Here is a 24,888-nt window from a genome sequence, read left to right as displayed (position 1 = left end):
ATGACCACCCTGAATCTCAATACCCTCAGCGAACGCATTAAGGCGCACAAAACGGCCCTGGTGCATATCGTCAAGCCGCCAGTCTGTACCGAGCGCGCGCAGCATTACACCGAAATGTACCAGCAGCACATGGACAAGCCGATCCCGGTGCGTCGCGCTCTGGCGCTGGCGCATCACCTGGCCGAACGTACCATCTGGATCAAACACGACGAGCTGATTATCGGTAACCAGGCAAGCGAGGTGCGCGCCGCGCCGATCTTCCCGGAATACACCGTCTCCTGGATTGAGAAAGAGATCGACGACCTGGCAGACCGCCCGGGCGCGGGCTTTGCGGTGAGCGAACAGAACAAGCGTGTGCTGCACGAGATCTGCCCTTGGTGGCGCGGCCAGACGGTGCAGGATCGCTGCTACGGCATGTTCACCGACGAGCAGAAAGGCCTGCTGGAAACCGGCATTATCAAAGCCGAAGGCAACATGACCTCAGGCGACGCGCACCTGGCGGTGAACTTCCCGCTGGTGCTGGAGAAAGGTCTCGACGGCCTGCGTGCCAAAGTGGCCGAACGCCGCTCGCGCATCAACCTGACGGTGCTGGAAGACCTTCACGGCGATCAGTTCCTGAAGGCGATCGATATCGTGCTGGAAGCGGTAAGCCTGCACATCAAACGTTTTGCCAACCTGGCGCGTGAAATGGCCTCGACCGAAACCCGCGAAAGCCGCCGCGACGAGCTGCTGGCAATGGCGGAAAACTGCGACGTGATTGCCCACGAGCCGCCAAAAACCTTCTGGCAGGCGCTGCAGCTGTGCTACTTCATTCAGCTGATCCTGCAGATTGAGTCCAACGGCCACTCCGTTTCCTTTGCGCGTATGGACCAGTATCTCTATCCGTACTACCGCCGCGACGTGGAGCTGAACCAGAGCCTCGACCGCGAACACGCCATTGAACTGCTGCACAGCTGCTGGCTGAAATTGCTTGAAGTGAACAAGATCCGATCTGGCTCGCACTCCAAAGCCTCTGCCGGTAGCCCGCTGTACCAGAACGTCACCATTGGCGGCCAGAAGCTGGTCAACGGTGAGCCGATGGACGCGGTGAACCCGCTCTCCTACGCGATTCTGGAATCCTGCGGCCGTCTGCGCTCCACCCAGCCGAACCTGAGCGTGCGCTATCACGCGGGCATGAGCAACGACTTCCTCGATGCGTGCGTGCAGGTGATCCGCTGCGGCTTCGGGATGCCGGCGTTCAACAACGATGAAATCGTCATTCCGGAATTCATCAAGCTCGGCGTTGAGCGCGACGACGCCTACGACTACGCGGCCATTGGCTGTATCGAAACCGCAGTTGGCGGCAAGTGGGGCTATCGCTGCACCGGCATGAGCTTCATCAACTTCGCCCGCGTGATGCTGGCCGCGCTGGAAGGCGGCCGCGACGCCACCAGCGGCAAGGTATTCCTGCCGCAGGAGAAAGCGCTCTCCGCCGGTAACTTCGACAATTTCGAGGAGGTGATGTCGGCGTGGGATAGCCAGATCCGCTACTACACCCGCAAGTCCATTGAGATTGAGTACGTGGTGGACACCATGCTGGAAGAGAACGTCCACGATATTCTCTGCTCGGCGCTGGTGGACGACTGCATCGAGCGCGCGAAAAGCATCAAGCAGGGCGGCGCGAAGTATGACTGGGTCTCCGGCCTGCAGGTGGGTATCGCCAACCTCGGCAACAGCCTGGCGGCGGTGAAAAAGCTGGTGTTCGAACAGGGCACTATCGGCCAACAGCAGCTGGCGGCGGCGCTGGCGGATGACTTCGACGGGCTGACTCACGAGCAGCTGCGTCAACGTCTGATTAACGGCGCGCCGAAGTACGGTAACGACGATGACAGCGTGGATATGCTGCTGACCCGTGCTTATCAGACCTACATTGAAGAGCTTAAGCAGTATCACAATCCTCGCTACGGCCGCGGCCCGATTGGCGGTAACTACTACGCGGGCACGTCCTCCATCTCCGCAAACGTGCCGTTTGGCGCGGCGACGATGGCAACGCCGGACGGACGTAAGGCACACACGCCGCTGGCGGAAGGGGCAAGCCCGGCTTCTGGTACGGACCACCTTGGCCCGACGGCGGTAATTGGCTCGGTGGGCAAACTGCCGACGGAAGCGATTCTCGGCGGCGTGCTGCTGAACCAGAAGCTGAATCCGTCAACGCTGGAAAACGACAGCGATCGCCAGAAGCTGATGGTGCTGCTGCGCACCTTCTTCGAGGTGCATAAGGGCTGGCATATTCAGTACAACATTGTCTCCCGCGAAACGCTGCTGGAGGCGAAGAAACACCCTGACCAGTATCGTGACCTGGTGGTGCGCGTCGCGGGTTACTCGGCGTTCTTCACCGCCCTGTCGCCGGATGCACAGGACGATATTATTGCCCGTACTGAGCATACGCTGTAACGGTGCATCCCCTCAGGGGAAATGCGCACGCTGATGCCCTCACCCCGACCCTCTCCCACGGGGAGAGGGAGAAAACACTAAAAACGGCAACCTCAGTTGCCGTTTTGCTTTTACTTTCGAATGAAATTAAATTTGTGCTCCCCGTCACCTTGTTATTAGAATGTTTCAAAACGCAGTGACCCAGGAGCACAGTATGACCGTTAAAGTTATCGTCACCGATATGGACGGAACTTTCCTTGATGATGCCAAGCAGTACGATCGTGACCGCTTCCAGGCACAGTTTGAACAGCTTAAAGCCCGCGATATTGAATTCGTTGTCGCCAGCGGCAACCAGTATTACCAGCTCATCTCCTTCTTTCCAGAGCTAAAAGATCGGATCTCCTTCGTGGCGGAAAACGGCGCGCTGGTGTTCGACCGCGGAGAACAGATTTTTCACGGCGAGCTGACCCGCCATGAATCGCAGATCGTGATTGGCGAACTGCTGAAAGACAAAGGCCTGAACTTCGTGGCCTGCGGGCTGGAGAGCGCCTACGTCAGCGACAAAGCCCCGGACGCCTTCGTGGCGCTGATGTCAAAGCACTACCACCGCTTAAAGCGCATCAGCGATTACCGCGACATTGACGACGTGCTGTTTAAGTTCTCCCTGAACCTGCCGGACAGCGATATTCCGACGCTGGTGGATAAGCTGCACGTCTCCCTGGACGGCATCATGAAGCCGGTCACCAGCGGCTTTGGGTTTGTCGATTTGATTATCCCCGGCCTGCACAAAGCCAACGGCATCAGCCGTCTGCTGAAGCGCTGGAAAATCTCCCCTCAGGAGTGCGTGGCCATTGGCGACAGCGGCAATGATGCCGAGATGCTGAAGCTGGTAAAATATTCCTTTGCGATGGGTAACGCGGCGGAAAGCATCAAAGAAATCAGCCGCTACAGCACCGACGACAACAACCATCAGGGCGCGCTGAACGTCATTCAGGCCGTGCTCGACAACCATTCCCCGTTCGACGCCTGATCTTCTCCTCGCCGGAGCCTTGCTCCGGCAGCCTGACTCTTTTCCCGTCCTGTGGCTTGCGTCAAGTTTTTAAACTTGCATTAACTTAATTTTAACTTAAAGTATCACTTGTAGACATTTTCACTTTCGAATGAAAGATGTGAGGCAGTTATGACCTTTACCAGTGAAACTTTGCCGGCGGATCACAAAGCGGCAATCCGTCAGTTGAAACGTGAGCTGCGCGCGCAGATCGGCGACGTGCAGGCGGTGTTCAATAAGCTCAGCGATAAAATTGCCACCCGCGTGGCGGAAATCAACGCTCTTAAGAACAAAGGCGAATCCGTCTGGCCGGTGATTCCGTTTGCGGATGTGAAAAACGGCACGATTACCAACGCACAGCGCGAAGCCGTTAAACGCCGCGGCTGCGCGGTGATTAAAGGTCACTTCCCCCGCGAGCAGGCGCTGGCGTGGGATCAGTCGATGCTCGACTACCTCGATCTGAACAAGTTTGACGAAGTGTACAAAGGGCCTGGCGATAACTTCTTCGGCACCTTAACGGCCTCCCGTCCGGAGATTTACCCGATCTACTGGTCGCAGGCGCAAATGCAGGCGCGTCAGAGCGAAGAGATGGCGCAGGTGCAGTCGTTCCTGAACCGTTTATGGACGTTCGAGAGCAACGGCAAGCAGTGGTTCGACCCGGACGTGAGCGTGATTTATCCGGACCGTATTCGCCGCCGTCCGCCGGGAACCACCTCGAAAGGACTCGGCGCCCATACCGACTCCGGCGCGCTGGAGCGCTGGCTGCTGCCGGCTTACCAGCAGGTCTTTGCCCACGTGTTTGACGGCAACGTCGATAAGTACGATCCGTGGAACGCCGCGCACCGTACCGAAGTGGAAGAGTATACCGTCGATAACACCACCAAATGCTCGGTATTCCGCACCTTCCAGGGCTGGACGGCGCTGTCGGACATGATCCCCGGTCAGGGGCTGCTGCACGTGGTGCCAATCCCGGAAGCGATGGCGTACATTCTGCTGCGTCCGCTGCTGGACGACGTGCCGGAAGACGAGCTGTGCGGCGTGGCGCCGGGGCGCGTGCTGCCGGTTTCCGAGAAGTGGCACCCGCTGCTCATCGAAGCATTAAGCAGTATTCCGGCGCTCGACGCGGGCGATTCCGTGTGGTGGCACTGCGATGTGATCCACTCCGTCGCGCCGGTGGAAAATCAGCAGGGCTGGGGCAACGTGATGTACATTCCTGCCGCGCCGATGTGCGAAAAGAACCTCGCCTACGCCAAAAAGGTCAAGGAAGCGCTCGAAACCGGCGCGTCGCCAGGAGATTTCCCGCGCGAAGATTATGAAAAGAGCTGGCAGGACCGCTTTACCGTGAACGATCTCAACATCCACGGCAAGCGCGCGCTGGGCATGGTTTAACTGTCATACAGACCTTCCCGCTCAACGGCGGTGCGTCGTTTCCCCTGACGTATCCGCCGTACCGATTCCCGAACGGCCAGCGTGCCGTTAAGCAGTAACGTCCCCACCGGCGCGTCCGGGCGCATGAGCCGCTGCTGGAGCATATAAACCGCTTCCGTTCCCAGCTCATCGCGGGGAACGTGCACGGCCGTTAATGGAACATCCTGGATTGCCGCCAGGTTAAACCCGTCAATGCTCATCACCGACACGTCCTGCGGCACGCGCAATCCTTTTTTTTGTAATGCGCTGATGGTGCCCGCCGCCATAAAATCGCCGCCAACCAAAAATGCGGTTGGCAAATCCTTGCCCTGCATTTCGCTGAGCCAGCTGCTGACTACCTGTTCACTTTCGCGTGCGCTGAAGCTGGGCACCACCAGCAGATCGCGCTTGTCGTTGAATTTCAGGTTGTGAGACTGCCACGCGTCGCGGATCCCCGTCAGGCGCAGTTCCATGGTGTAGCGGCGCAGGCACAGCACGCTCATTACCTCACGGTGTCCCATCTCAAACAGATATTCCGCCGCCCGCTCGCCAATGGCGCGATGATCCGGCGCGACGGCAGGCAGGCGCATGTGGCGGTCACGGCAGTTAATCAGCATGCAGGGTTTGCCGACATCCACAGCCAGATCGTGGATATGCGGGTCGTCGATGCCAAGAAGGATTGCCGCCTGGGTATCCGCCTCGTTCATGCGCGCCAGAAACAGCTGGGCATCGCTATCGTTCTCTTCCAGCGCGCAGTAGCGCAAGCGCACATCGTGGGATGCAAGGCCTTTACTCACGCTCTGGATCACACGGTAGTAAAAGATGTCGGACCGCTCGTCGAACGCACGCTGAGGGGCAAAAACCACCAGGCTATTGAGCAGCAGCCGTCCCGCCGCCATACCCTCCATCACCCCCAGCTCCCGCGCGCACGCCAGCACCTTTGCGCGCGCCTTTTCGCTGGTATTCGCTTTTCCCGCCAGCACCCGCGACACCGTGCTGATCGAGAGCTGCGTGCGGGCCGCGATTTCGGTGATTTTTAGCCTTTTGTCCATTTTGTGATCTGGCTCCATTTGCGAAATGAAAAAATTTTCATAGCGTATTCGTCAGGCAATTACTGACATAAATACCATCTTGCCAGAGGCTTTTCGTCAGTTATGAGAAATTTTGCACAAAATCCACTTTTGCCCACTCATTTTCTTCCTTAAGGTGAACTTGTCACACAACTTCCATACTAGTTGTATACCAGATAAAGAATTTTAAACGGATAAAAATCAAAGTCATAAAAATCCGTGTGACACCTGAACCTCCGTCCCCTTACCGTCCGTCTTGTGGAGAGTAAAATGAGTCAGGACATCAATAACACCGTTGCGACAAGCAAAACCCGTCGCGTCATCAAGAACCTGCGCTGGTACGTGCTGGTACTGTTCTTACTTGGCGTTACCGTTAACTACATCACCCGAAACTCGCTCGGGATCCTCGCCCCGGAACTGAAAGAGAGCCTCGGGATCACCACCGAGCAGTACTCCTGGATCGTAGGAGCCTTCCAGATCGCCTACACCATTTTCCAGCCCCTGTGCGGCTGGCTGATTGACGTCATTGGCCTGAAGATTGGCTTTATGGTTTGCGCCGGGATCTGGGCGCTGATGTGTATTTTCCACGCGGGTGCCGGAAGCTGGCTGCACCTGGCCATTCTGCGCTTCTTTATGGGTGCCTCTGAGGCCGCCGCTACCCCGGCGAACGCCAAAACCATCGGCGAATGGTTCCCGAAATCAGAGCGACCCGTTGCTGCCGGCTGGGCGGGCGTGGGCTTCTCCATTGGCGCGATGCTGGCTCCGCCTATCATCTACTTCGCTCACGCGTCGTTCGGCTGGCAGGGGGCGTTTATGTTTACCGGCGTGCTGGCGCTGCTGTGGGTGATCCTGTGGTGGGCGTTCTACCACAACCCGGAGCAGCACCCGAACCTGAGCAAGGACGAGCTGGCGTTTATCAAGCAGGACAACGAACCGCCTGCGGTGAAGCTGCCCTTCCTGACCGCGCTGAAAACCGTTTCAAAAAACAAACGCTTCTACGGTATCGCCATCCCAGCCTTTATGGCGGAACCGGCCTGGGCGGTGCTGAGCTTCTGGGTACCGCTGTACCTCGCCAAAGAGCACGGCATGGACCTGAAGCAGATTGCGATGTTTGCCTGGCTGCCGTTCCTCGCCGCCGACCTCGGCAGCGTGGCGAGCGGCTACCTGACGCGTCTGTACACCCGCATGTTCGGCTGCTCCCGCGTTAACTCGGTCGTCGCCAGCTCCGTGACCGGCGCGTTCCTGATGATCTCGCTGGCCATCGTGGCCATTACCCGCGACCCGTATATCACCATCGTGCTGATCTCCATCGGCGGCTTCGGGCACCAGATCATCTCCTGCATGCTTAGCGCCCTGGTCGTGGAGTCCTTCGACAAAGGTCAGATGGCGACCGTCAACGGCATGCGCGGCTCGGCGGCGTGGATCGCCAGCTTCCTGTTCTCGCTGTTAATCGGTGTGACCGCCGACAAAATCGGCTTTAACCCGCTCTTTATCGCCATGGGCTTCTTTGACCTGATTGGCGCCGTCTTCCTGGTAGCATTTATTGCTGAACGTCGCGCCAAGCGCGCCTGATAGTGGATGTATTGCATATGAAAACCCTGAAAAACTGGACCGTTGATATACAGTCGGCAAACCATCTGGAACTGCTGGTCGATAACCAGCACCGCCTGTGCCTGTATGTGCTGGAAGAGAACCTGTTCCGCGTGCTGATTAAGCGCAAAGGCGAGCTGGCGCTGGACCGCACCTGGAGCATCGCGCCGGAAAAAGACGTGCCCTGGGAAGGCCGCCGTCGTGACGACATAAGCGGTTTCTCCTGCCCGGCCTGGAACCTGACTCAGCAGGGTGAGACGCTGACCGTGGCAACCGAACAGCTGCGCGTCACCGTGCACCAGCCGCTGTGGCTGGAGTGGCACTATCGCAATGACGCGGGCGAGTGGCAGCCGCTGGCCAACGACCGCCCCACCAGCGCCTACCTGCTGAACGCCCACGGCGACGGCGTGGCGCACTATCTGAGCCGCCGCAAGGACGAGCGCTTCTACGGCCTGGGCGAGAAAGCGGGCGATCTGCAGCGCAACGGTAAACGCTATGAGATGCGCAACCTCGACGCCATGGGCTATAACGCCGCCAGCACCGACCCGCTCTACAAGCATATTCCTTTCACTATCACCCGCCGCGACGACGTGAGCTACGGCCTGTTCTACGACAACCTGAGCAGCTGCTGGCTGGATTTGGGCAACGAGATCGACAACTACCATACCGCCTATCGCCGCTGGCAGGCGGAAGCGGGCGATATCGACTACTACATCTTTACCGGCAAACGCGTGCTGGACGTTACCAAAGCCTTTGTTCGCCTCACAGGGAAAACGCTGTTCGGACCGAAATGGAGCCTGGGCTACAGCGGTTCGACCATGCACTACACCGACGCGCCGGACGCGCAAAACCAGCTGATGAACTTCATCCGCCTGTGCGAAGAGCACGCCATTCCGTGCGACTCGTTCCAGCTCTCCTCCGGCTATACCTCCATCAACGGCAAGCGCTACGTCTTCAACTGGAACTACGACAAGGTGCCGCAGCCGAAGGTAATGAGCCAGGCGTTCCACGACGCGGGACTGAAGCTTGCGGCTAACATCAAGCCGTGCCTGCTGCAGGACCATCCGCGCTACAGCGAAGTGGCGGAGAGCGGCCTGTTCATTCGCGATTCGGAAACCGATGCACCCGAACGCTCCAGCTTCTGGGATGACGAAGGCTCGCACCTCGACTTTACCAACCCGCAGACGGTGCAGTGGTGGCAGAACGGCGTCACTACGCAGCTGCTGGAGATGGGCATCGACTCTACCTGGAACGACAACAACGAATATGAAGTGTGGGACGGAGAAGCCCGCTGCTTTGGCTTCGGCAAGGAGATCGCCATCAAGCATATTCGCCCGGTCATGCCGCTGCTGATGATGCGCGCCTCGCTGGAAGCGCAGCAGCGCTTTGCGCCAGAAAAACGTCCGTATCTCATCTCCCGCTCCGGATGCGCCGGGATGCAGCGCTACGTTCAGACCTGGAGCGGCGACAACCGCACCAGCTGGGACACGCTGCGCTATAACATCCGCATGGGGCTGGGCATGAGCCTGTCCGGGCTGTTCAACGTCGGCCACGACGTCGGCGGTTTCTCCGGCGACAAGCCGGACGCCGAGCTGTTCGTGCGCTGGGTGCAGAACGGCGTGATGCACCCGCGCTTTACCATTCACTCGTGGAACGATGACCACACCGTCAACGAGCCGTGGATGTATCCGGGCGTCACGCCTGCCATTCGCGGCGCGATTGAGCTGCGCTACCGCCTGCTGCCGTATCTCTACACCCTGCTCTGGCAGGCGCACGCCGACGACGAGCCGATGCTGCGCCCGACCTTCCTCGACCACGAGCGCGACGCGCAGACTTTCGAAGAGTGCGACGACTTCCTGCTGGGCCGCGACCTGCTGGTCGCCAGCGTCGTTGAGGCCGGACAGCGCGAGCGCAGGGTCTGGCTGCCGGATAACGAAACGGGCTGGTACGATTTTTACACCCACGCTTGGTATGCGGGCGGACAATCGATCGTCCTCGATGCGCCGCTGGAAAAACTGCCGCTGCTGGTGCGGGCCGGAGCAGGTCTGCCGCTGAGCGAACGCGTCACGCATGTGAGTGCCGAAAAAGATACGGCACGCGAGCTTAAGCTGTTCCCGGTGAAAGGCGTCGGCACAACCTCCGGGCTGCTGTTTGAAGACGACGGTGAAAGCTGGGGCTACCAGAACGGCAATGCGCTGTGGGTGGATTGGGAGATGGTGTGCGACGGCGCAACCATCAACCTGAAGGTGAACGCGCGCGGGGATTATCGTCCGGCGTGGAAAGCGCTGAAAGTGTCGTTACCGGCGGGGGAGAAACGCAAACTGCTGGTGAATGGGGCTGAAGGGAGTGAGTGGGTGCTCTGAACATTGCCGGGTGGCGGCTTCGCCTTACCCGGCCTACAAAGTCACCCGTAGGCCCGGTAAGCGAAGCGCCACCGGGCTTTTTTTAGCCGTCGATACCTTTGCTGCGCAGGTAATCTTCGTAGTTACCGGTGAAGTCCACCACGCGCTCTGGCGTAATTTCGATCACGCGGGTCGCCAGCGAGCTGACGAACTCACGGTCGTGAGAGACGAAGATCAGGGTGCCCTGATACATCTCCAGCGCCATGTTCAGGGATTCGATCGATTCCATATCCAGGTGGTTAGTCGGTTCGTCCATCACCAGGATGTTTGGTTTTTCCATCATCAGCTTGCCGAACAGCATGCGGCCCTTCTCACCACCGGAAAGCACTTTTGCCGGCTTCTTGATGTCGTCCTGGCTGAACAGCAGACGACCCAGAATGCTGCGCACCGCCTGCTCGTCGTCGCCTTCCTGCTTCCACTGGCTCATCCAGTCGAAGACGGTCAGGTCATTCTCGAACTCATATTCATGGTCCTGCGCGTAGTAACCAATCTGCGCGTTTTCGGACCATTTCACGGTGCCGTTGTCCGGCTGCAGTTCGCCGACCAGGGTTTTCAGCATGGTGGATTTACCCACGCCGTTGGCGCCCAGAATGGCAATCTTCTCCCCCACTTCCAGCAGCAGGTTGAAGTTTTTAAACAGCGGGCCTTCATCGAAGCCTTTGGTAAGAGCTTCCACTTCCAGCGCGTTACGGAACAGCTTCTTGTCCTGCTCGAAGCGGATGAACGGGTTTTGACGGCTGGAGGCTTTAACCTCTTCCAGCTTGATTTTATCAATCTGACGCGCACGCGAGGTTGCCTGACGCGATTTAGAGGCGTTAGCGCTGAAGCGGCTGACGAAGGACTGCAGGTCGGCAATCTGCGCTTTTTTCTTGGCGTTGTCCGCCAGCAGGCGCTCGCGAGCCTGGGTGGCCGCCGTCATGTACTCGTCGTAGTTGCCCGGATAGACGCGCAGCTCGCCGTAGTCCAGATCCGCCATGTGCGTACAGACCATGTTCAGGAAGTGACGGTCGTGCGAGATGATGATCATGGTGCTGTCGCGATCGTTCAGCGTCTGCTCCAGCCAGCGGATGGTGTCGATGTCCAGGTTGTTCGTCGGTTCGTCGAGCAGCAGGATGTCCGGGTTAGAGAACAGCGCCTGTGCCAGCAGCACACGCAGCTTCCAGCCTGGCGCAACTTCGCTCATCGGGCCGTAATGTTGTTCAACGGGGATCCCCACGCCCAGCAGCAGCCCGCCCGCACGCGCTTCCGCAGAATAACCGTCCATCTCGCCGTACTGCGTTTCCAGATCGGCCACCTTATAGCCATCTTCTTCGCTCATTTCGGCCAGCGCGTAGATGCGATCGCGCTCCTGCTTCACTTCCCACAGCTCCGCGTGCCCCATGATCACGGTGTCGAGCACGGTGAACTCTTCGAAGGCGAACTGATCCTGACGCAGCTTACCGATACGCTCGTTAGGGTCGAGCGAGACGTTGCCGAGGGTCGGCTCCAGATCGCCGCCGAGGATCTTCATAAAGGTGGATTTTCCGCTACCGTTGGCACCAATCAGGCCGTAACGGTTGCCGCCGCCAAATTTGACGGAAATGTTTTCGAACAGCGGCTTACTGCCAAACTGCATAGTGACGTTGCTGGTAACTAACACGGGGAGATTCCTGCGAAAAGTGTGATAAACACGGCATTATGCCACAATTCCGAATTGAGATCCCGTGTTGCGGCAATCCACTAAACTTTAACAAAATCGAAAAAAATGTGATTTCGTACACATCTGAATTCCCTGTTAGCGGGAATGCACATATAATGCGCTCCCATCACAGATTCAGACTTATCAACTCATCGCCAGAATGGCTTAGATACCTCGCACAACATGAACATGAAATTAACAACGCTTTTTGCGGCGGCGTTAGCCGTAGTAGGTTTTTGTAAGACCGCGTCTGCGGTGACGTATCCCCTGCCAACAGACGGTAGCCGTCTGGTAGGCCAGAACCAGGTTGTGACGGTACCAGAAGGTAACTCTCAGCCGCTGGAGTATTTCGCTGCGCAGTACCAGCTGGGCCTGTCTAACATGCTGGAAGCAAACCCGGGCGTTGACCCGTATCTGCCAAAAGCGGGTACCGTGCTGAATATTCCTCAGCAGCTGATCCTGCCGGATACCGTTCATGAAGGTATCGTGATTAACAGCGCCGAAATGCGTCTGTATTACTACCCGAAAGGCACCAACACCGTTATCGTGCTGCCAATCGGTATCGGCCAGCTGGGTAAAGACACCCCGATGAACTGGACCACGAAAGTTGAGCGTAAGAAAGCGGGTCCAACCTGGACGCCGACTGCCAAAATGCACGCGGAATACATCGCTGCGGGCGAACCGCTGCCAGCCGTAGTACCGGCAGGCCCGGATAACCCGATGGGTCTGTATGCTCTGTACATTGGTCGCCTGTACGCTATCCACGGTACTAACGCCAACTTCGGTATCGGCCTGCGCGTGAGCCACGGCTGCGTGCGCCTGCGTAATGACGACATCAAATTCCTGTTCGAAAACGTGCCGGTCGGTACGCGCGTGCAGTTCATCAACGAACCGGTGAAAGCGACCTCTGAGCCAGACGGCAGCCGCTACATCGAAGTGCACAACCCGCTGTCCACCAGCGAAGACCAGATCAACAACAACGAAGTCGTCCCTGTTACGCTGAACAGCGCGGTACAGGCGGTGACTTCTCAGCCTGACGTAGAAACGGCGATTGTTGACCAGGCCGTGCAGAACCGCTCCGGTATGCCGGTGCGTTTGAACTGATAGAGAAGCATTAAAAAAGCGGGCCTCGTTGCCCGCTTTTTTTTACCCGTTATTCACGATCACAATTCCGCCGTGGTCGTACCGATAGTGACAGTGGGCATACTCCAGCGCTGTGCCATCTTCCAGATAAATGACCTGCTCCACCTCCAGAACCGGATCGGTTTCCTCGCAGACCAGATGCTCCCTGTCCAGCGCGCTGGGCTTAAGCGCCCGCACCACCCGATACGACCCCATAATTTTCAGCCCCAGCGTCTCCTGCACGTACTGGAACACTGAACCTTCAAGATGGTTTTTCGTCAGGCCCGGCACCAGATTCATCGGCATCACCGTGGAATCCAGCGACATAGGTTCACCGTTCAGCAAACGCAGGCGAATGAAGTCATAGATCGGCGCATCGGCATTGATCATCAGCGACGCCTGCTCTTTCTCGTTCGGGAAGCGCAGCTCAAAATGCACCACCTGGCTGGTTACCTTGCCCAGGTGTTCCCAGGTTTTAGTCGCGCCGAAGTAGTCGCTGCCGGAGAGATCCCACTGCGAGAGCTGGAGGAAGTTTTTGCGGATAAACGTGCCCTGGCCCTGACGGGTATAGACCAGACCTTCGACGATCAGCTGGCGCATCGCCTGCTGAATGGTCATCCGGCTGGTGCTGAACTCCGCCGCCAGCGCAAACTGGTCCGGGAGCGGTTCATTGGCGGCGTACTGCTGGCTGATAATGCGTTTCTTGATTTCCCGCGCTATGGTGATGTACTTCGCCGCCATCGTCCTTCCTTTCAGTTAGTTTTCTATCCCGCTGTTTTTCAAGGCCACTCGCTCGGCAATTTTGAGGAAAGGCAGGTAGAAGAATACACCAAATACAATGATTGCCAACTGCACCACCACCGCGCGCCAGTCCCCCGCCGTCGCCAGCCAGGCGCTGAGAATCGGGGGCGTGGTCCACGGGATCATCACCACGCAGCGCGACATTAACCCCAGCGTGGTACAGAGCCAGGCGACGTAAATGCCTATCGCGGGCAGCAGTACAAACGGGATCATCAGCGGCAGGTTAAACACAATCGGCAGGCCAAAAATCACCGGTTCGTTGATGTTAAACAGGCCCGGCGCCAGCGACAGACGCGCCACCTGCTTCGCCGACTTTTGTCGGGAGAAGATAAAGATGGCAATCAGCAGCGAGATGGTGCTGCCCGTACCGCCCACCATGCCAAAGGTCGGCACGAAGATGTTGTTGATGATGTGCGGGATCGGCTGGCCGTTGGCGAAGGCCAGCATGTTCTCGTTGGTGTTGATCAGCAGGAACGGCTCCAGCACCACGCTGTTAACGACAGATTGATGAATACCGAGCGTGAACAGGAAGTTACCGAAACTGTAGATAAAAATCGTCCCCGGCAGGCTAGTGTTGATCAGCCGCAGCGGCTGCTGGATAAAGGTCGTAATGAGATGGATCAGGTCCGTATGCAGCACGTTTGCCAGTATCGCCGCCAGCACCGCGAACAGGGAGAGCGTGAGGATCGTCGGGATCAGCGCGGTAAAAGATTTGCTCACCGCTGGAGGCACGTTTTCACCGAGCGAAATGTGCAGCGCCTTCAGGCGCGAAATAGCGATGAACACTTCCGTTGAGAGCAGCCCAATCAGCACCCCGGCGAAAATGCCGGTTGAGCCGATATTGGCGAACGTCAGCACCTGCGTGACGTTCACCGCAGCGTCGCTGCCAACGGGCGTAACCTGTAAGCGCATCGGCATCATGATGATAAAACTGCTGACGGCGATAACCACTGCCGAGACCGGATTGCCGAAATCTTTGTTGCGCGCCAGCGACCAGGCAATCATCGGGGCCAACAGCAGCGCGGCGATGTTCAGCGTGCCGTTGATAATCGCCTCGCCCCACACCTTACACTGCGCGAGCGTGTCGCCGTGAAAAATCCACGGAAACACCACGTTGTTCACCAGCACCGCCAGACCGGCGAGGATGAAAATGGGCATCACCGTGGCGAAGGCGTCGCGCAGGGAGCGAAGGTGCACCTGGTTTGCCAGGCGCGCCGAGAACTCTACAAATTTATCGACAAAAGACTGCATGTGCGGTGTTATTTTTGTTTCAGACATAGCGGATATTTCCCATCAATCAGTCACAAAAACGGCCCGGCAGCGTACGGCTTACATCTCGCGTCCGTTGGTATGGATAACCTGTTTTAACCACGCGTAGCTCTTCTTCGGCACGCGCTTCAGGTCTTTCAGGTCGTGGTTTTCACGGTTGACATAGACCACGCCGTAGCGCTTACGCATATCACCCTGAGAGCTGAGAATGTCGATCAGGCCCCAGCCGAGGTAGCCGAGAACTTCTGCTCCGTCTTCGAACATCGCCTCTTTCATGGCATTGATATGCGCCCGGTGGTAGTCAATGCGGTAGGTGTCCTCAATCGGGTTCACGCCGTCCCAGGACTCAATCACCCCGATGCCGTTTTCGATCGGGAACACCGGCAGGCGCCAGTCGTTGTAATAACGGGTAATGATGGTGCGAAAACCGAGCGGGTCGATCTGCCAGTTCCACTCGGTGGCTTTCAGGTACGGATTGTTTTTCTCGCCGTGCAGCAGGTAATAGTTCACAGGAGTGCCTTCCGGGATCGCATCGCTGTCCAGCGTTTTACTGGCATAGTAGCTGAAGGCCATATAGTCGTTTTTGGTGCGCGCCAGCAGCGCTAAATCTTCAGCGCGGTAGATATCGCCAAAGCCCTCCTGCTCCACCACCGCCATCACCGCCGGGCTGTAGCCCTGCCCGGCAAAGACGCGCAGCAGGTTCTGGTTGAGGAACTCGTCGTACTGCTGGGCGCAGAAAATATCGCGCGGTTTGCAGGTGGCCGGGTAGATCAGCTGGTGCGCCAGCATGCCACCCATCAGCTGGCCCGGTTTGGTCTGGTGCAGGTACTCGGTCAGCGACATGTGCGCCACCATGGTGTGGTGCTGCAGCTCGTACAGCTCGCGCAGGGTTTTCTCCCCTTTCATGTAGCCGGATATGCGAAACGCTTCCGGCATATGGAAGATGTTCTGCTCGTTGAAGGTCAGCCAGTACTTTACGCGATCGCCATAGCAGTCAATCATCTTTTTGCCGTAGCGGATAAAGGCGTCCATCACGCGGCGGTCGTTGAAGCCGTTGTACTCCTGCGCCAGCGCCAGCGGCATATCGAAGTGGTACAGGCAGATCATCGGCTCGATGCCGCGGGCGATGAGATCGTCGATAAAGCGGTCGTAAAACGCGATGCCTTCGTCGTTGAACGGGCCGTCACCCAGCGGGCAGACGCGGCTCCATGAGATCTGGAAGCGGTAGCTGTTCATCCCCAGATCCTGCATCAGGTCGAAATCCTCCCGGTAGCGGTGATAGGAGTCGGTCGCCACTTTCCAGTCGGAGACATTCTCCCCGGCTTCACGAATGTCGTACACCGACATCCCCTTTCCGCCCTCATTCCAGGCACCTTCCGTCTGCATGCTCGATACCGAGTTGCCCCATAAAAAGTTTGCCGGCAGCTGATTGTTCATGGTCTCCCCCTATATGACTAGTCATTTAAAAATTCATGACTAGTCATATAGGTGAAGATGGCATGTCGATCAAAGCGGAGGATCGTTTTTTGTGAGACATGTCGGAAAGAAAACGTCGGGCAGGAAATGAATCGCGCAAACCCTGTTATTGAAGCCGGTGCCTTAGCCTATGCAAAATCACATTTCCCGCTCGTGCCGCTGGCTGGCCTCATAAAATCACTATTAACTTAATGAGCACGAACCACGGCCCAGGCCGGAAAATAAAAATCTTAACTCTATCAAATGGAAAATGACGCTCATGAAGATATCTACTGGCCGTATCGCATTCACTCTCAGCTTAGCGCTGCCATGCTCAATGACTTACGCGGCAACGGTGTATACGGGTGATAAGGTACAGGGAGTGCCGGTCATCTCGACTCTGGATGTATCAGACCTGACAGCAGGACAACATCGCTTCATGTTCGAGGGGGTTGAGACAGGAACGGGACAGCGCTGGTATGTACCCATCATGGTGGCAAAAGGGAAAACGGACGGGAAGAAAGTTCTGCTGCAGGCGGGCGTCCATGGAGATGAGCTAAACGGAGTGCGCATCGTACAAAAAGTGATGGAACAACTGGACCCTGCAAAAATGAACGGCAGCGTTATTGGCATTATTGGTCCAAACCGTTCTGGCCTTGAAAGGGTCTCCCGGACATGGTCCGTTTCAACCGATGGGGGTGAGACGATCGACTACAACCGCGTGCATCCGGGAAAAGAAACGGGTAACCCTGCCGAGCGTCAGGCATGGATGATGTGGAATAACGTTTACAAGGGAAATGTCGACCTGGCAATTGACTATCACACCCAGTCTACCGGAACGGCTTATCCGCTGTTCATTTATGCCGACTACCGCAATGCGGATGCCCGGACTATTGCAGAACTTTTTCCGGCAGATCAAATTAAGAAAGATCCCGGTGAAGCCGGTTCAATGGAAACTACCTTTATTCAAAATGGTATCCCGGCGATAACGGCCGAGACGGGAGAGCCGAGGATTTACCAGCAGGATATGATTGCCCGGGGTGTAGAAGGTGCCCGCAATGTACTGATCCATTACAAGGTGGTTGAAGGAAAAATCGGCGCAACCGCCAGCAGCAATAAAACGTATATTGGTAATGCTATCAGTTCAATACGAGCGACCACGGGTGGGTTTGCGGAAGTATTCGTTAAGCCCGGCGATACGGTAAAAGCAGGACAAGAAGTCGCCCTGCAGCGAAATGCATTCGGTGATGTTGTCGCGAAGTATTCAGCAGAGCGGGACGGCAAAGTACTGTCAGTTGGAACGGATGTAGTAAGAGAACCCCGAGCCCTGCTGGTAAGAGTTCTTGAGCAAAATCCAGCGGCAACCTGCAAAGACGGTTGCTGATTTCCGCCAGAGCCCATCGTTGAATCGGCAAAAGCATGCTCAGTGAAATAAGCCGCTTTCGCCGATTGCTGTAACGATGGGCAAAGAAATTTAAAATCACCTGATGAAAAAGGTTACTGTTGCGCTAGCTGATTGCGGCGATATTCCCCCTGACGCTCCAGCATCCAGCCAGGGTATTCCCGCGGCAGCGCGCTCACCGCATCAAGCTGTTTGAGCTCGTCTTCGCTTAAGCGGATCCTGGTCGCTGCGATATTGTCGTCCAGCTGTTCGACGCGTTTGGCCCCGATAATCACGCTGGTCACGGCTTTTTGATGCAGCAGCCAGGCCAGCGCAATTTGCGCGACTGAGACGCCCTTGCTTTCGGCGATAGTGCGCATCACGTCCACGCAGTCGAAGGCGCGGTCTTTATTCACCGGCGGGAAGTCGAACTCCAGACGGCGACCACCGGCTTCGCTCTGCCCGTCGCGGCCATATTTTCCGCTCAGCAGGCCGCCTGCCAGCGGGCTCCAGACCATCAGCCCGACGCCTTCGCTCTGCATCATCGGCACCAGCTCGCGCTCAAGATCGCGTCCGGCGATGGTGTAATACGCCTGGAGGGATGCGAAACGCGCCAGTCCGAGACGCTCGGAAATACCCAGCGCTTTGGCAATCTGCCACGCCGCCCAGTTCGAGACGCCGATATAGCGCACGTGGCCGTGCTGCACCAGGTTATCCAGCGCATACAGTGTCTCTTCAATCGGCGTGGCCGGGTCGAAGCCGTGCAGCTGATAGAGATCGATATGATCGAGCTGCAGGCGGCGCAGGCTCTCCTTCACGCTGCTGATGATGTGATAGCGCGAGCTGCCGCGCGAGTTCACCCCTGCAGTTCCGGTTTCGCCGAACACTTTGGTCGCAACCACCACGTTCTCGCGAGGGATTTTCAGGTTTTTCAGCGCCTGGCCGGTTATCTCCTCCGAACGCCCTTCCGAGTAAACGTCCGCGGTATCGATAAAGTTGATCCCGGCATCCAGCGCGCGGCCCACCAGCTGTTCTGCTTCGCTTTGCTGGAGCTGTCCAATCTTGCCCCACATGCCGCCTTCACCGCCGAACGTCATGGTGCCGAGGCACAGTTCAGAAACGAACAGACCGGTATTGCCCAGTTTTTGATAACGCATAAGATAATCCTCGCATGTCGTTTAAGGGGTACACGATAGTTATACCCGCCCCTCAGCCATCGCGAATGTGGTGTTCCTGTCCGTTTCTTGCCCAATCCTCTGAATATTTATCCGCGCGGGGCGTTGCCAAAGACGCTGTAGTCCGGTAATTGCACCTGCTGATACGGTTCCCAGCCGCCGCCGAGCGCCTTGTAGAGCGCCACCAGATCGAGGGCGCTTTGCACCTGCGCCTGCGCGCGCTGCTGCTGGGCCTGCGCCAGCTGACGCTGGGCGTCCAGCACGTCGATAAAGCTGGCGATCCCCTGGCGGTAGCTGTCGCTGGCTAAATCGAAGGCGTTTTGCAGGGCATCAATGGTTTTCGCCAGGCCTGCCTCACGCTGCTGGTCGGTGCGATAGCTCACCAGCGCATTTTCGACATCGCCAAGCGCGGTGAGCACCGTCTGACGATAGTCCAGCACCGCCGCCCCCTGCTGCGCGCGCGCCACCTTGACGCTGGAGACCAGCCGCCCGCCCTGGAAGATGGGAATGGAGACCTGCGGGCCAAAGCTGTAGAAGTGGCTGCTCCAGTCGGTCAGCCAGTTGGTTTCGCTGTTGCGCAGGCCAAACTGCCCGGAGAGGGTAAAGCTCGGGAACAGCTCCGCCACCGAGACGCCAATTTGCGCCGTGGCAGCATGGAGGTTCGCCTCAGCTTCGCGCACGTCCGGACGCCGTCGCGCAAGCGTCGACGGAATGCCGGTCTGCACGATATCCGGCAGCGCGGGCATCGGCTGCGCGGATTGTAGTTCGGCATCCAGCGCCCCCGGCGGCTTGCCAAGGAGGATCGCCAGGCCGTTCATCGCCTGCCGCTCCTGCGCCTGATACTGCGGCAGTTGCGCTTCGAGGTTGCCCAGCTGCGCCCGGGCGTTTTCCACGTCCATCTGTGGAGACAGTCCGCCGCGCTGGCGGCTTTCGGTAAGATCCAGCGTCTGCTGCGCGCTTTTAATCTGGGTGTTCAGCGTGGCGATAATGCTCTGCGCCCCACGCAGCTGGAGCCACGCGCGCGCCACTTCCGCCTCCAGCGACACCAGCGCGTCGTTACGCTGCTCGATAGCGGCTTTCTGCTGCGCTTCGGCGGCTTCCACCTGCCGGCGTACCTTGCCCCACAGGTCGATTTCCCACTGGGCGTCGAAGCTGCCCTGGTAGAGGTTGATCGGCTGCGTCAGGGGGCCTAACGCGCCCCGCAGCTCAGGATCGACATTATCCAGCTGGTCGTACACGCCGTGGGACTTCAGCTCCCCTTCCAGCCCAAGCTGCTGGCGCGTCGCCTGCAGATTGCCGTTCACCGACGGGTAAAACGCCCCGCCCGCCTGGTTAATCTGCTCACGCGCTCCGGCGATGCGCAGCACCGTCTGCTGCAGCGTCAGGTTCCCGGCGATGGCGCGCTCAACCAGGCTATCTAACTGCGGCGAACCGAAGGTTTTCCACCAGCGCGGGTTTGTCGCGGCGGAGGTCGTCTGCGATTTTACCCCGCTGTCGCCCTTATCGTTCCAGTACGTGACGGCGGGCGGCGCGGGCTGCTGGTAGTCCGGCCCAACGGCGCAGCCTGCCAGCAGCATCATTATCATCAGGGGGTGTAAACGTCTGTGTATCATCAATGTGCTCCTGCACTCCCCTCGCTCTTAACCGGCGAGAGCAACAAACAAAACGGAATCAGTAACAAGGCCACGGCGCTCAGGATGGTAAAGACGTCGATGTAGGCCAAAAAGCGCGACTGCTCAATCATGGTCTGGTACATGCGTCCGGTGGCAATCCCGGTGGGGTCCCCTACCTGGGTGGTGAAGTTCTGGATTGCCTGGGCGCTTTCGCGTATTGCCAGCTGGAACTGCTCGTTAAACGGCGAGGCGTGGTACGCAAGGTGCGCACTGTGCGCCTGAGACCGTTCGGTGATGGCCGCCGTCGACAGCGAGATCCCGACCGAGCCCGCCACGTTGCGGAACATGGTGAACAGCGCCGCCGCGTCGGCATTCAGCCGTCTTGGGATCGAAATAAAGGCAATGGTGGTCAGGGGCACAAACAGGAATCCCAGCCCCAGCGACTGGGCGCTGCGGAACAGTACCAGCGTCTCGAAGTCGATATCCGGGGTCAGCGTGCGCGACCAGAAGAACGACACCGCCAGACAGGTAAAGCCAAAGGCGATAATCCAGCGCGTCTGTACAACCGGCATCAGCTTCAGCACCAACGGAATAGTCAGCACAATCAGCACCGCCCCGGGCGACAGCACCAGCCCGGACCAGGTGGCGGTATAGCCCAGGTCCTGCTGCGCCAGCTGCGGGATCACCACGGAACTGCCGTACAAAATCATCGCCATCCCCGCCATCAGCAGGCTGGAGATGGCAAAGTTGCGGTCCTTCATGCAGTGCAGATCCACCACCGGCTTTTTGGCATACACCAGCCAGTAAATGGCACCGATAATGCCGATTAGCGTTAACACCGCGAAGGTACGGATAAAGTTCGAGTAGAACCAGTCCTCATCCTCTCCCCGGTCAAGCATCACCTGCAGGCAGCCAAGCCCTAACGCGATCAGGCCGATCCCCGTCCAGTCGATAGTCAGCTTCTCTTTTGATTTGCTCTCCCACGGCGGATCTTCCAGCAGCTGGTAGATCGCCAGCACCGTGACAATCCCCACCGGAATATTGATAAAGAACACCCAGCGCCAGGAGTAGTTGTCGGTGATCCAGCCGCCCAGCGTCGGGCCGAGGACCGGTGCAACGATAATCGCGATGGATGAGAGCCCAAACGCTTTGCCCCTGTCCTCCGGCTTGAAGTAGTCGAGCAGCACCGACTGCTGCGTGGGCTGCAGCCCGCCGCCAAAAAAGCCCTGCATCACGCGGAACAGGATGATCTGCCACAGCTCGGTGGCAATCCCGCACAGAAACGAGCAGACGGTAAACATGACGATGCAGATCAGGAAGAACTGCTTGCGGCCGAACACGCGGCTCAGAAACGCCGAGATGGGCAACACGATGCCGTTCGCGACCAGGTAGCTGGTTAACACCCAGGTAGATTCGTCATAGCTGGACGAGAGCGAACCCGCCACGTGGGGCAGCGCCACGTTGACGATGGTGGTGTCCAGAATTTCCATAAACACCGCCAGGGTGACGACAATCGCCACCGCCCACGGATTGCTGGCGGGCTTCCAGCTGTCGTGGCTGTGATCCGTCATTCCACCGTCACCTTCGGTGCAACCGACAGCCCCAGCGGCAGCGGTTTGTTCGGATCGAGGCCTTTATCAATCACGATTTTGACCGGCACGCGCTGCACAATTTTGACGAAGTTACCGGTGGCATTTTCTGCCGGGAAGGCGGAGAAGCGCGAGCCGCTGCCCTGCTGGATACTGTCTACGTGCCCCTCAAGCTCCATATCCGGCCACGCGTCGACGGACACGGTGACCTTATCGCCCGGCTTCATGCGCTCAAGCTGGGACTCTTTAAAGTTCGCCACCACCCACACGTTCGGCGAAACCAGTGAGAACAGCGCCGTTCCCGCCTGCACCAGCGTGCCGGGCTGCACGTTGCGTTTGGTGACAAATCCGTCGAACGGGGCGCGGACTTCGGTGTAAGAGAGATTCAGATTGGCCGTTTCAAGCTGCGCTTTCGCCTGATCGACCTGACGCTCGCGCGCTTCAACGTTGGTTTCCTGCTGGCGGATTTGCAGCTGTACCTGCTCTGCCACTTCCAGCTGCGCCTGGGCGCTGGCCAGCCCTGCCTGGGCGCTACGCAGCTGAGCGTTCGCGGAATCAATGCTTTGCTGGGTGGTTGCCCGCGGGTCGACGCCGCGCTGGCGACGGTACTCCGCCTGCGCGTTCGCCAGATCGGCCTGTGCTTTCAGCACCTGCGCTTTGGCTTCGTCACGCTGGGCGGGATACTGGACTTTTGAAAGCGCCAGCTGCGCCTGGGCCTGGTGCAGCTGCGCGATAGCCAGCCCAAGCTGGGCCTGGGCCTGATCGCGCTGCGCGGTGGTATCTCGCGGATCGATGACCACCAGCAGATCGCCCTTTTTCACGCGCTGGTTATCACGCACGCGCAGCTCGGTGACGTAGCCCGCCGTTTTCGGGGCAATCGTCACCACGTCGCCGTCGGTAAAGGCGTCGTCGGTCGTCTCTTCGTTACGGGTTAAAAACCACCAGACCAGCGCCACGACGACCATTACCACGACGACAATGCCGAGGATAATTAACGGTTTCTTGCCCGGGCGCTTACGCTCATTATTGTTTTTGTCCTGCTCGTCAGCAGGCGGGTTTTGATCTTCAGCCATAGTTCAGCAACGGTCCTGTCAGTGAGCGGCATCACACTATGCCGTTCACTAAAGCTAGGACGTTGCTATACGTTTGCCAGGAAAAACTGACAAATTGCGCACTATATGAGAAGGAATATTCCGAAACCGATCGCCGCGGCCCAAACCAGCATCGGAATCGACCAGATGTGGAAACGCCACCAGATACGACGATCGTTGGCCATGCGCAGGGCAATCAGGTTTGCCAGCGAGCCGGGCAGCAGCCCAAACCCGCCGATGTTCACCGCCCAGGCCAGAAGCGTGTCCGGCGGAACGTAGTTGAGCAGCAGAATGGTGGAAGGCACGTTGCTGATAAACTGCGACAGGCCAATCGCCGTCAGCCACAGCCCTGCCTGCGGCAGACTGCTGACGCTGTGCAGGACGGTTTGCAGCACCGGGAGCTGAATAAGCAGATGCACGTCGATGAACATCGCCATAAAGACCAGCAGCAGCGTCCAGTCCACGCTTACCAGAACGCGACGCGCCAGTACGACAAAGCCTGCGGCAACGAGCAGGACTCCCGCCAGCTCATACTTCAGCTCCAGCGCAAACAGAAAGACGATGTATAACCCGAGGCAGCTCCACACCAAACGCGGCTGCCACTGCGGGCCCGTTGTACCGCTGTGGTACTGCAGTTTTTTATCAGGAAACGCAAACCAGCATACCGCCAGCAGCGACAGCATCATCACCAGCGCCAGAGGGGCCATCTGCCAGGTAAAGGCGGCGAACGACAGCCCGGAACGTCCCCAGAGAAGGATATTTTGCGGATTGCCGATTGGCGTCAGAAGTGAGCCTGCATTGACGGCGAGCGCTTCAAAGATGATCAGCCGGCTGACCGGGATCTCGCATAGCTTACGCAGCGTAAGCGTGAGGGGCACGATGATAAACAGCGCCACATCGTTGGTCAGAAACGTCGACAGCACCGCGGCAGAAAACACCATAAAGAGGGACAGCCTGCGTTCGGTGGCAAAGCGGCGAACCATTTTACGGCCAAGAACGTCAAAGTAGCCGCTCAGCTCGACCCCTTTGGTGAGCATCATCAGGCCGCTCAGGGTAATGATGGTGCGCCAGTCAATCGCGGCGGGCCAGGCCTGCGGCGCAAACGGCACAAAGAGGCTTAACCCTGCGCCAATGAGTAATAGGAGATGGAAGAAACGATCGCGTGCCAGGGCCTGCAGTCCAGGGATTTTCATTCAGCGGAGGGACCATATTTAAGGGTAAATTCGCGAAACTTCACCAGCGTCTCTTCGCTGACGTGGTGTTCCATGCCTTCCGCATCCCGGCGGGCAATCTCCGGGCTGACGCCCAGCACCAGTAAAAAATTCTCGACAAGCTGATGGCGCTCGCGGCTCTCCTGCGCGAGTTTCTCCCCCTCTGGCGTCAGAAAAACACCGCGCCAGGGGATCATTTCAATTAAGCCCACGGAGGCCAGGCGTTTTAACATTTTAGCGACAGTTGGCTGTGAAACCCCCAGCCTGGCGGCCATATCGACCTGGCGCGCTTCACCAACCTCACGAATCAGATCGGAAATGAGTTCAACATAATCATCAATCAGTTCACGCCGGTGCGCTTCACGGACCTGGCGAAAACCTTCGACATGTTCTTCAACATTCACCAGTTGCGTCGTTTTCCTCATTGTCGGATGACCTGCGCGACGGTTCATTGTACTTCCTCAGTGGGGTGACGCTTCCAGCGCCCGGTTTCGAGAGCGCACATTGTAAACCATAGCTCTGCAAGCACAAAAAATTAACGAAATAGCCATAGCTATACAATATAGCCTGTGCT

General features: G+C 58.1%; 18 protein-coding genes. 7 read left to right on the top strand and 11 right to left on the bottom strand.

Translation table 11 applies throughout. The annotated features are described in order from the left end of the window. The 3 genes from PUP35_RS06705 to PUP35_RS06695 all read left to right on the top strand — a co-directional run bounded on the left by PUP35_RS06705 (window position 1) and on the right by PUP35_RS06695 (window position 4,849). The gene (locus PUP35_RS06705; RefSeq protein WP_274242407.1) at window positions 1-2,433 is read left to right on the top strand and encodes a formate C-acetyltransferase/glycerol dehydratase family glycyl radical enzyme; all 2,433 of its coding nucleotides are present in this window, start codon (window positions 1-3) and stop codon (window positions 2,431-2,433) included. Window positions 2,434-2,626: 193 nt separating this feature from the next. After that, a complete protein-coding gene (locus tag PUP35_RS06700) occupies window positions 2,627-3,442 on the top strand; it encodes a Cof-type HAD-IIB family hydrolase (RefSeq protein ID WP_274242405.1) in 816 nt (271 codons plus the stop codon). A 150-nt stretch (window positions 3,443-3,592) separates the two neighbouring features. Next, a complete protein-coding gene (locus PUP35_RS06695) occupies window positions 3,593-4,849 on the top strand; it encodes a DUF1479 domain-containing protein (RefSeq protein ID WP_115874570.1) in 1,257 nt (418 codons plus the stop codon). Here PUP35_RS06695 and PUP35_RS06690 read toward each other — a convergent pair. Continuing rightward, window positions 4,846-5,919: a LacI family DNA-binding transcriptional regulator gene (locus PUP35_RS06690; protein WP_115874569.1), complete on the bottom strand. Its 1,074-nt coding sequence runs from the start codon at window positions 5,917-5,919 to the stop codon at window positions 4,846-4,848. The genes PUP35_RS06695 and PUP35_RS06690 overlap by 4 nt on opposite strands. A gap of 288 nt (window positions 5,920-6,207) precedes the next feature. Between PUP35_RS06690 and PUP35_RS06685 the strand changes: the two genes are divergently transcribed. Both PUP35_RS06685 and PUP35_RS06680 read left to right on the top strand, forming a co-directional pair. Next, window positions 6,208-7,509 carry an MFS transporter gene (locus PUP35_RS06685; protein ID WP_127730155.1) on the top strand — a complete coding sequence of 434 codons (1,302 nt, stop codon included), beginning with the start codon at window positions 6,208-6,210 and terminating at the stop codon, window positions 7,507-7,509. Window positions 7,510-7,526: 17 nt separating this feature from the next. Further along, on the top strand, window positions 7,527-9,890 hold the full coding sequence (locus tag PUP35_RS06680; RefSeq protein ID WP_274242401.1) for a glycoside hydrolase family 31 protein: 2,364 nt from the start codon (window positions 7,527-7,529) through the stop codon (window positions 9,888-9,890). Between the two features lie 82 nt (window positions 9,891-9,972). Here PUP35_RS06680 and PUP35_RS06675 read toward each other — a convergent pair whose 3' ends face one another. Continuing rightward, entirely contained in the window at window positions 9,973-11,568 is a 1,596-nt protein-coding gene (locus PUP35_RS06675) for an ABC-F family ATPase (RefSeq protein WP_274242399.1), read from the bottom strand. A 222-nt stretch (window positions 11,569-11,790) separates the two neighbouring features. Here PUP35_RS06675 and ldtB point away from each other — a divergent pair, with 222 nt between their 5' ends. Continuing rightward, window positions 11,791-12,711: a L,D-transpeptidase gene (gene ldtB, locus PUP35_RS06670; protein ID WP_023335026.1), complete on the top strand. Its 921-nt coding sequence runs from the start codon at window positions 11,791-11,793 to the stop codon at window positions 12,709-12,711. 42 nt (window positions 12,712-12,753) lie between these two features. Here ldtB and PUP35_RS06665 read toward each other — a convergent pair whose 3' ends face one another. From PUP35_RS06665 to PUP35_RS06655, 3 genes are read right to left on the bottom strand one after another with little or no spacing between them, the layout of a single operon-like run. Then, window positions 12,754-13,470, bottom strand: a complete 717-nt coding sequence (locus PUP35_RS06665; protein WP_115874566.1) for a GntR family transcriptional regulator — start codon at window positions 13,468-13,470, stop codon at window positions 12,754-12,756. A gap of 15 nt (window positions 13,471-13,485) precedes the next feature. Beyond that, the gene (locus PUP35_RS06660) at window positions 13,486-14,808 is read right to left on the bottom strand and encodes a PTS sugar transporter subunit IIC (RefSeq protein WP_274242395.1); all 1,323 of its coding nucleotides are present in this window, start codon (window positions 14,806-14,808) and stop codon (window positions 13,486-13,488) included. A 51-nt stretch (window positions 14,809-14,859) separates the two neighbouring features. Further along, on the bottom strand, window positions 14,860-16,236 hold the full coding sequence (locus tag PUP35_RS06655; protein ID WP_274242393.1) for a glycoside hydrolase family 1 protein: 1,377 nt from the start codon (window positions 16,234-16,236) through the stop codon (window positions 14,860-14,862). A gap of 298 nt (window positions 16,237-16,534) precedes the next feature. On the opposite strand from PUP35_RS06655, the gene PUP35_RS06650 reads away from it, so the two are divergent. Then, entirely contained in the window at window positions 16,535-17,638 is a 1,104-nt protein-coding gene (locus PUP35_RS06650) for a M14 family metallopeptidase (RefSeq protein ID WP_274242391.1), read from the top strand. 113 nt (window positions 17,639-17,751) lie between these two features. Here the strand turns inward: PUP35_RS06650 and PUP35_RS06645 are convergent, their stop codons facing one another. The 6 genes from PUP35_RS06645 to mntR all read right to left on the bottom strand — a co-directional run bounded on the left by PUP35_RS06645 (window position 17,752) and on the right by mntR (window position 24,766). Then, window positions 17,752-18,792, bottom strand: a complete 1,041-nt coding sequence (locus PUP35_RS06645) for an aldo/keto reductase (protein ID WP_274242389.1) — start codon at window positions 18,790-18,792, stop codon at window positions 17,752-17,754. A 107-nt stretch (window positions 18,793-18,899) separates the two neighbouring features. After that, on the bottom strand, window positions 18,900-20,423 hold the full coding sequence (locus tag PUP35_RS06640) for an efflux transporter outer membrane subunit (RefSeq protein ID WP_274242387.1): 1,524 nt from the start codon (window positions 20,421-20,423) through the stop codon (window positions 18,900-18,902). Continuing rightward, on the bottom strand, window positions 20,423-21,994 hold the full coding sequence (locus tag PUP35_RS06635; RefSeq protein ID WP_274242385.1) for a DHA2 family efflux MFS transporter permease subunit: 1,572 nt from the start codon (window positions 21,992-21,994) through the stop codon (window positions 20,423-20,425). The genes PUP35_RS06640 and PUP35_RS06635 overlap by 1 nt, the downstream gene beginning before the upstream one ends. Then, window positions 21,991-23,085 carry an HlyD family secretion protein gene (locus tag PUP35_RS06630; RefSeq protein WP_047742414.1) on the bottom strand — a complete coding sequence of 365 codons (1,095 nt, stop codon included), beginning with the start codon at window positions 23,083-23,085 and terminating at the stop codon, window positions 21,991-21,993. Before PUP35_RS06630 ends, PUP35_RS06635 begins: the two co-directional genes overlap by 4 nt. Before the next feature lie 101 nt (window positions 23,086-23,186). After that, window positions 23,187-24,296 (bottom strand): anion transporter, encoded by a 1,110-nt coding sequence (locus PUP35_RS06625; protein ID WP_127730141.1) that lies wholly within the window; start codon window positions 24,294-24,296, stop codon window positions 23,187-23,189. Beyond that, the gene (gene mntR, locus PUP35_RS06620) at window positions 24,293-24,766 is read right to left on the bottom strand and encodes a manganese-binding transcriptional regulator MntR (protein ID WP_023310887.1); all 474 of its coding nucleotides are present in this window, start codon (window positions 24,764-24,766) and stop codon (window positions 24,293-24,295) included. Before mntR ends, PUP35_RS06625 begins: the two co-directional genes overlap by 4 nt. Between the last annotated feature and the right edge of the window lie 122 nt (window positions 24,767-24,888).

It is taken from the genome of Enterobacter sp. S-33 (assembly GCF_028735835.1).
Taxonomy (GTDB): Bacteria; Pseudomonadota; Gammaproteobacteria; order Enterobacterales; family Enterobacteriaceae; genus Enterobacter; species Enterobacter vonholyi.
Note: the sequence above shows the minus strand (reverse complement) of the source record. Positions and strands in the feature narration are given on the sequence as shown.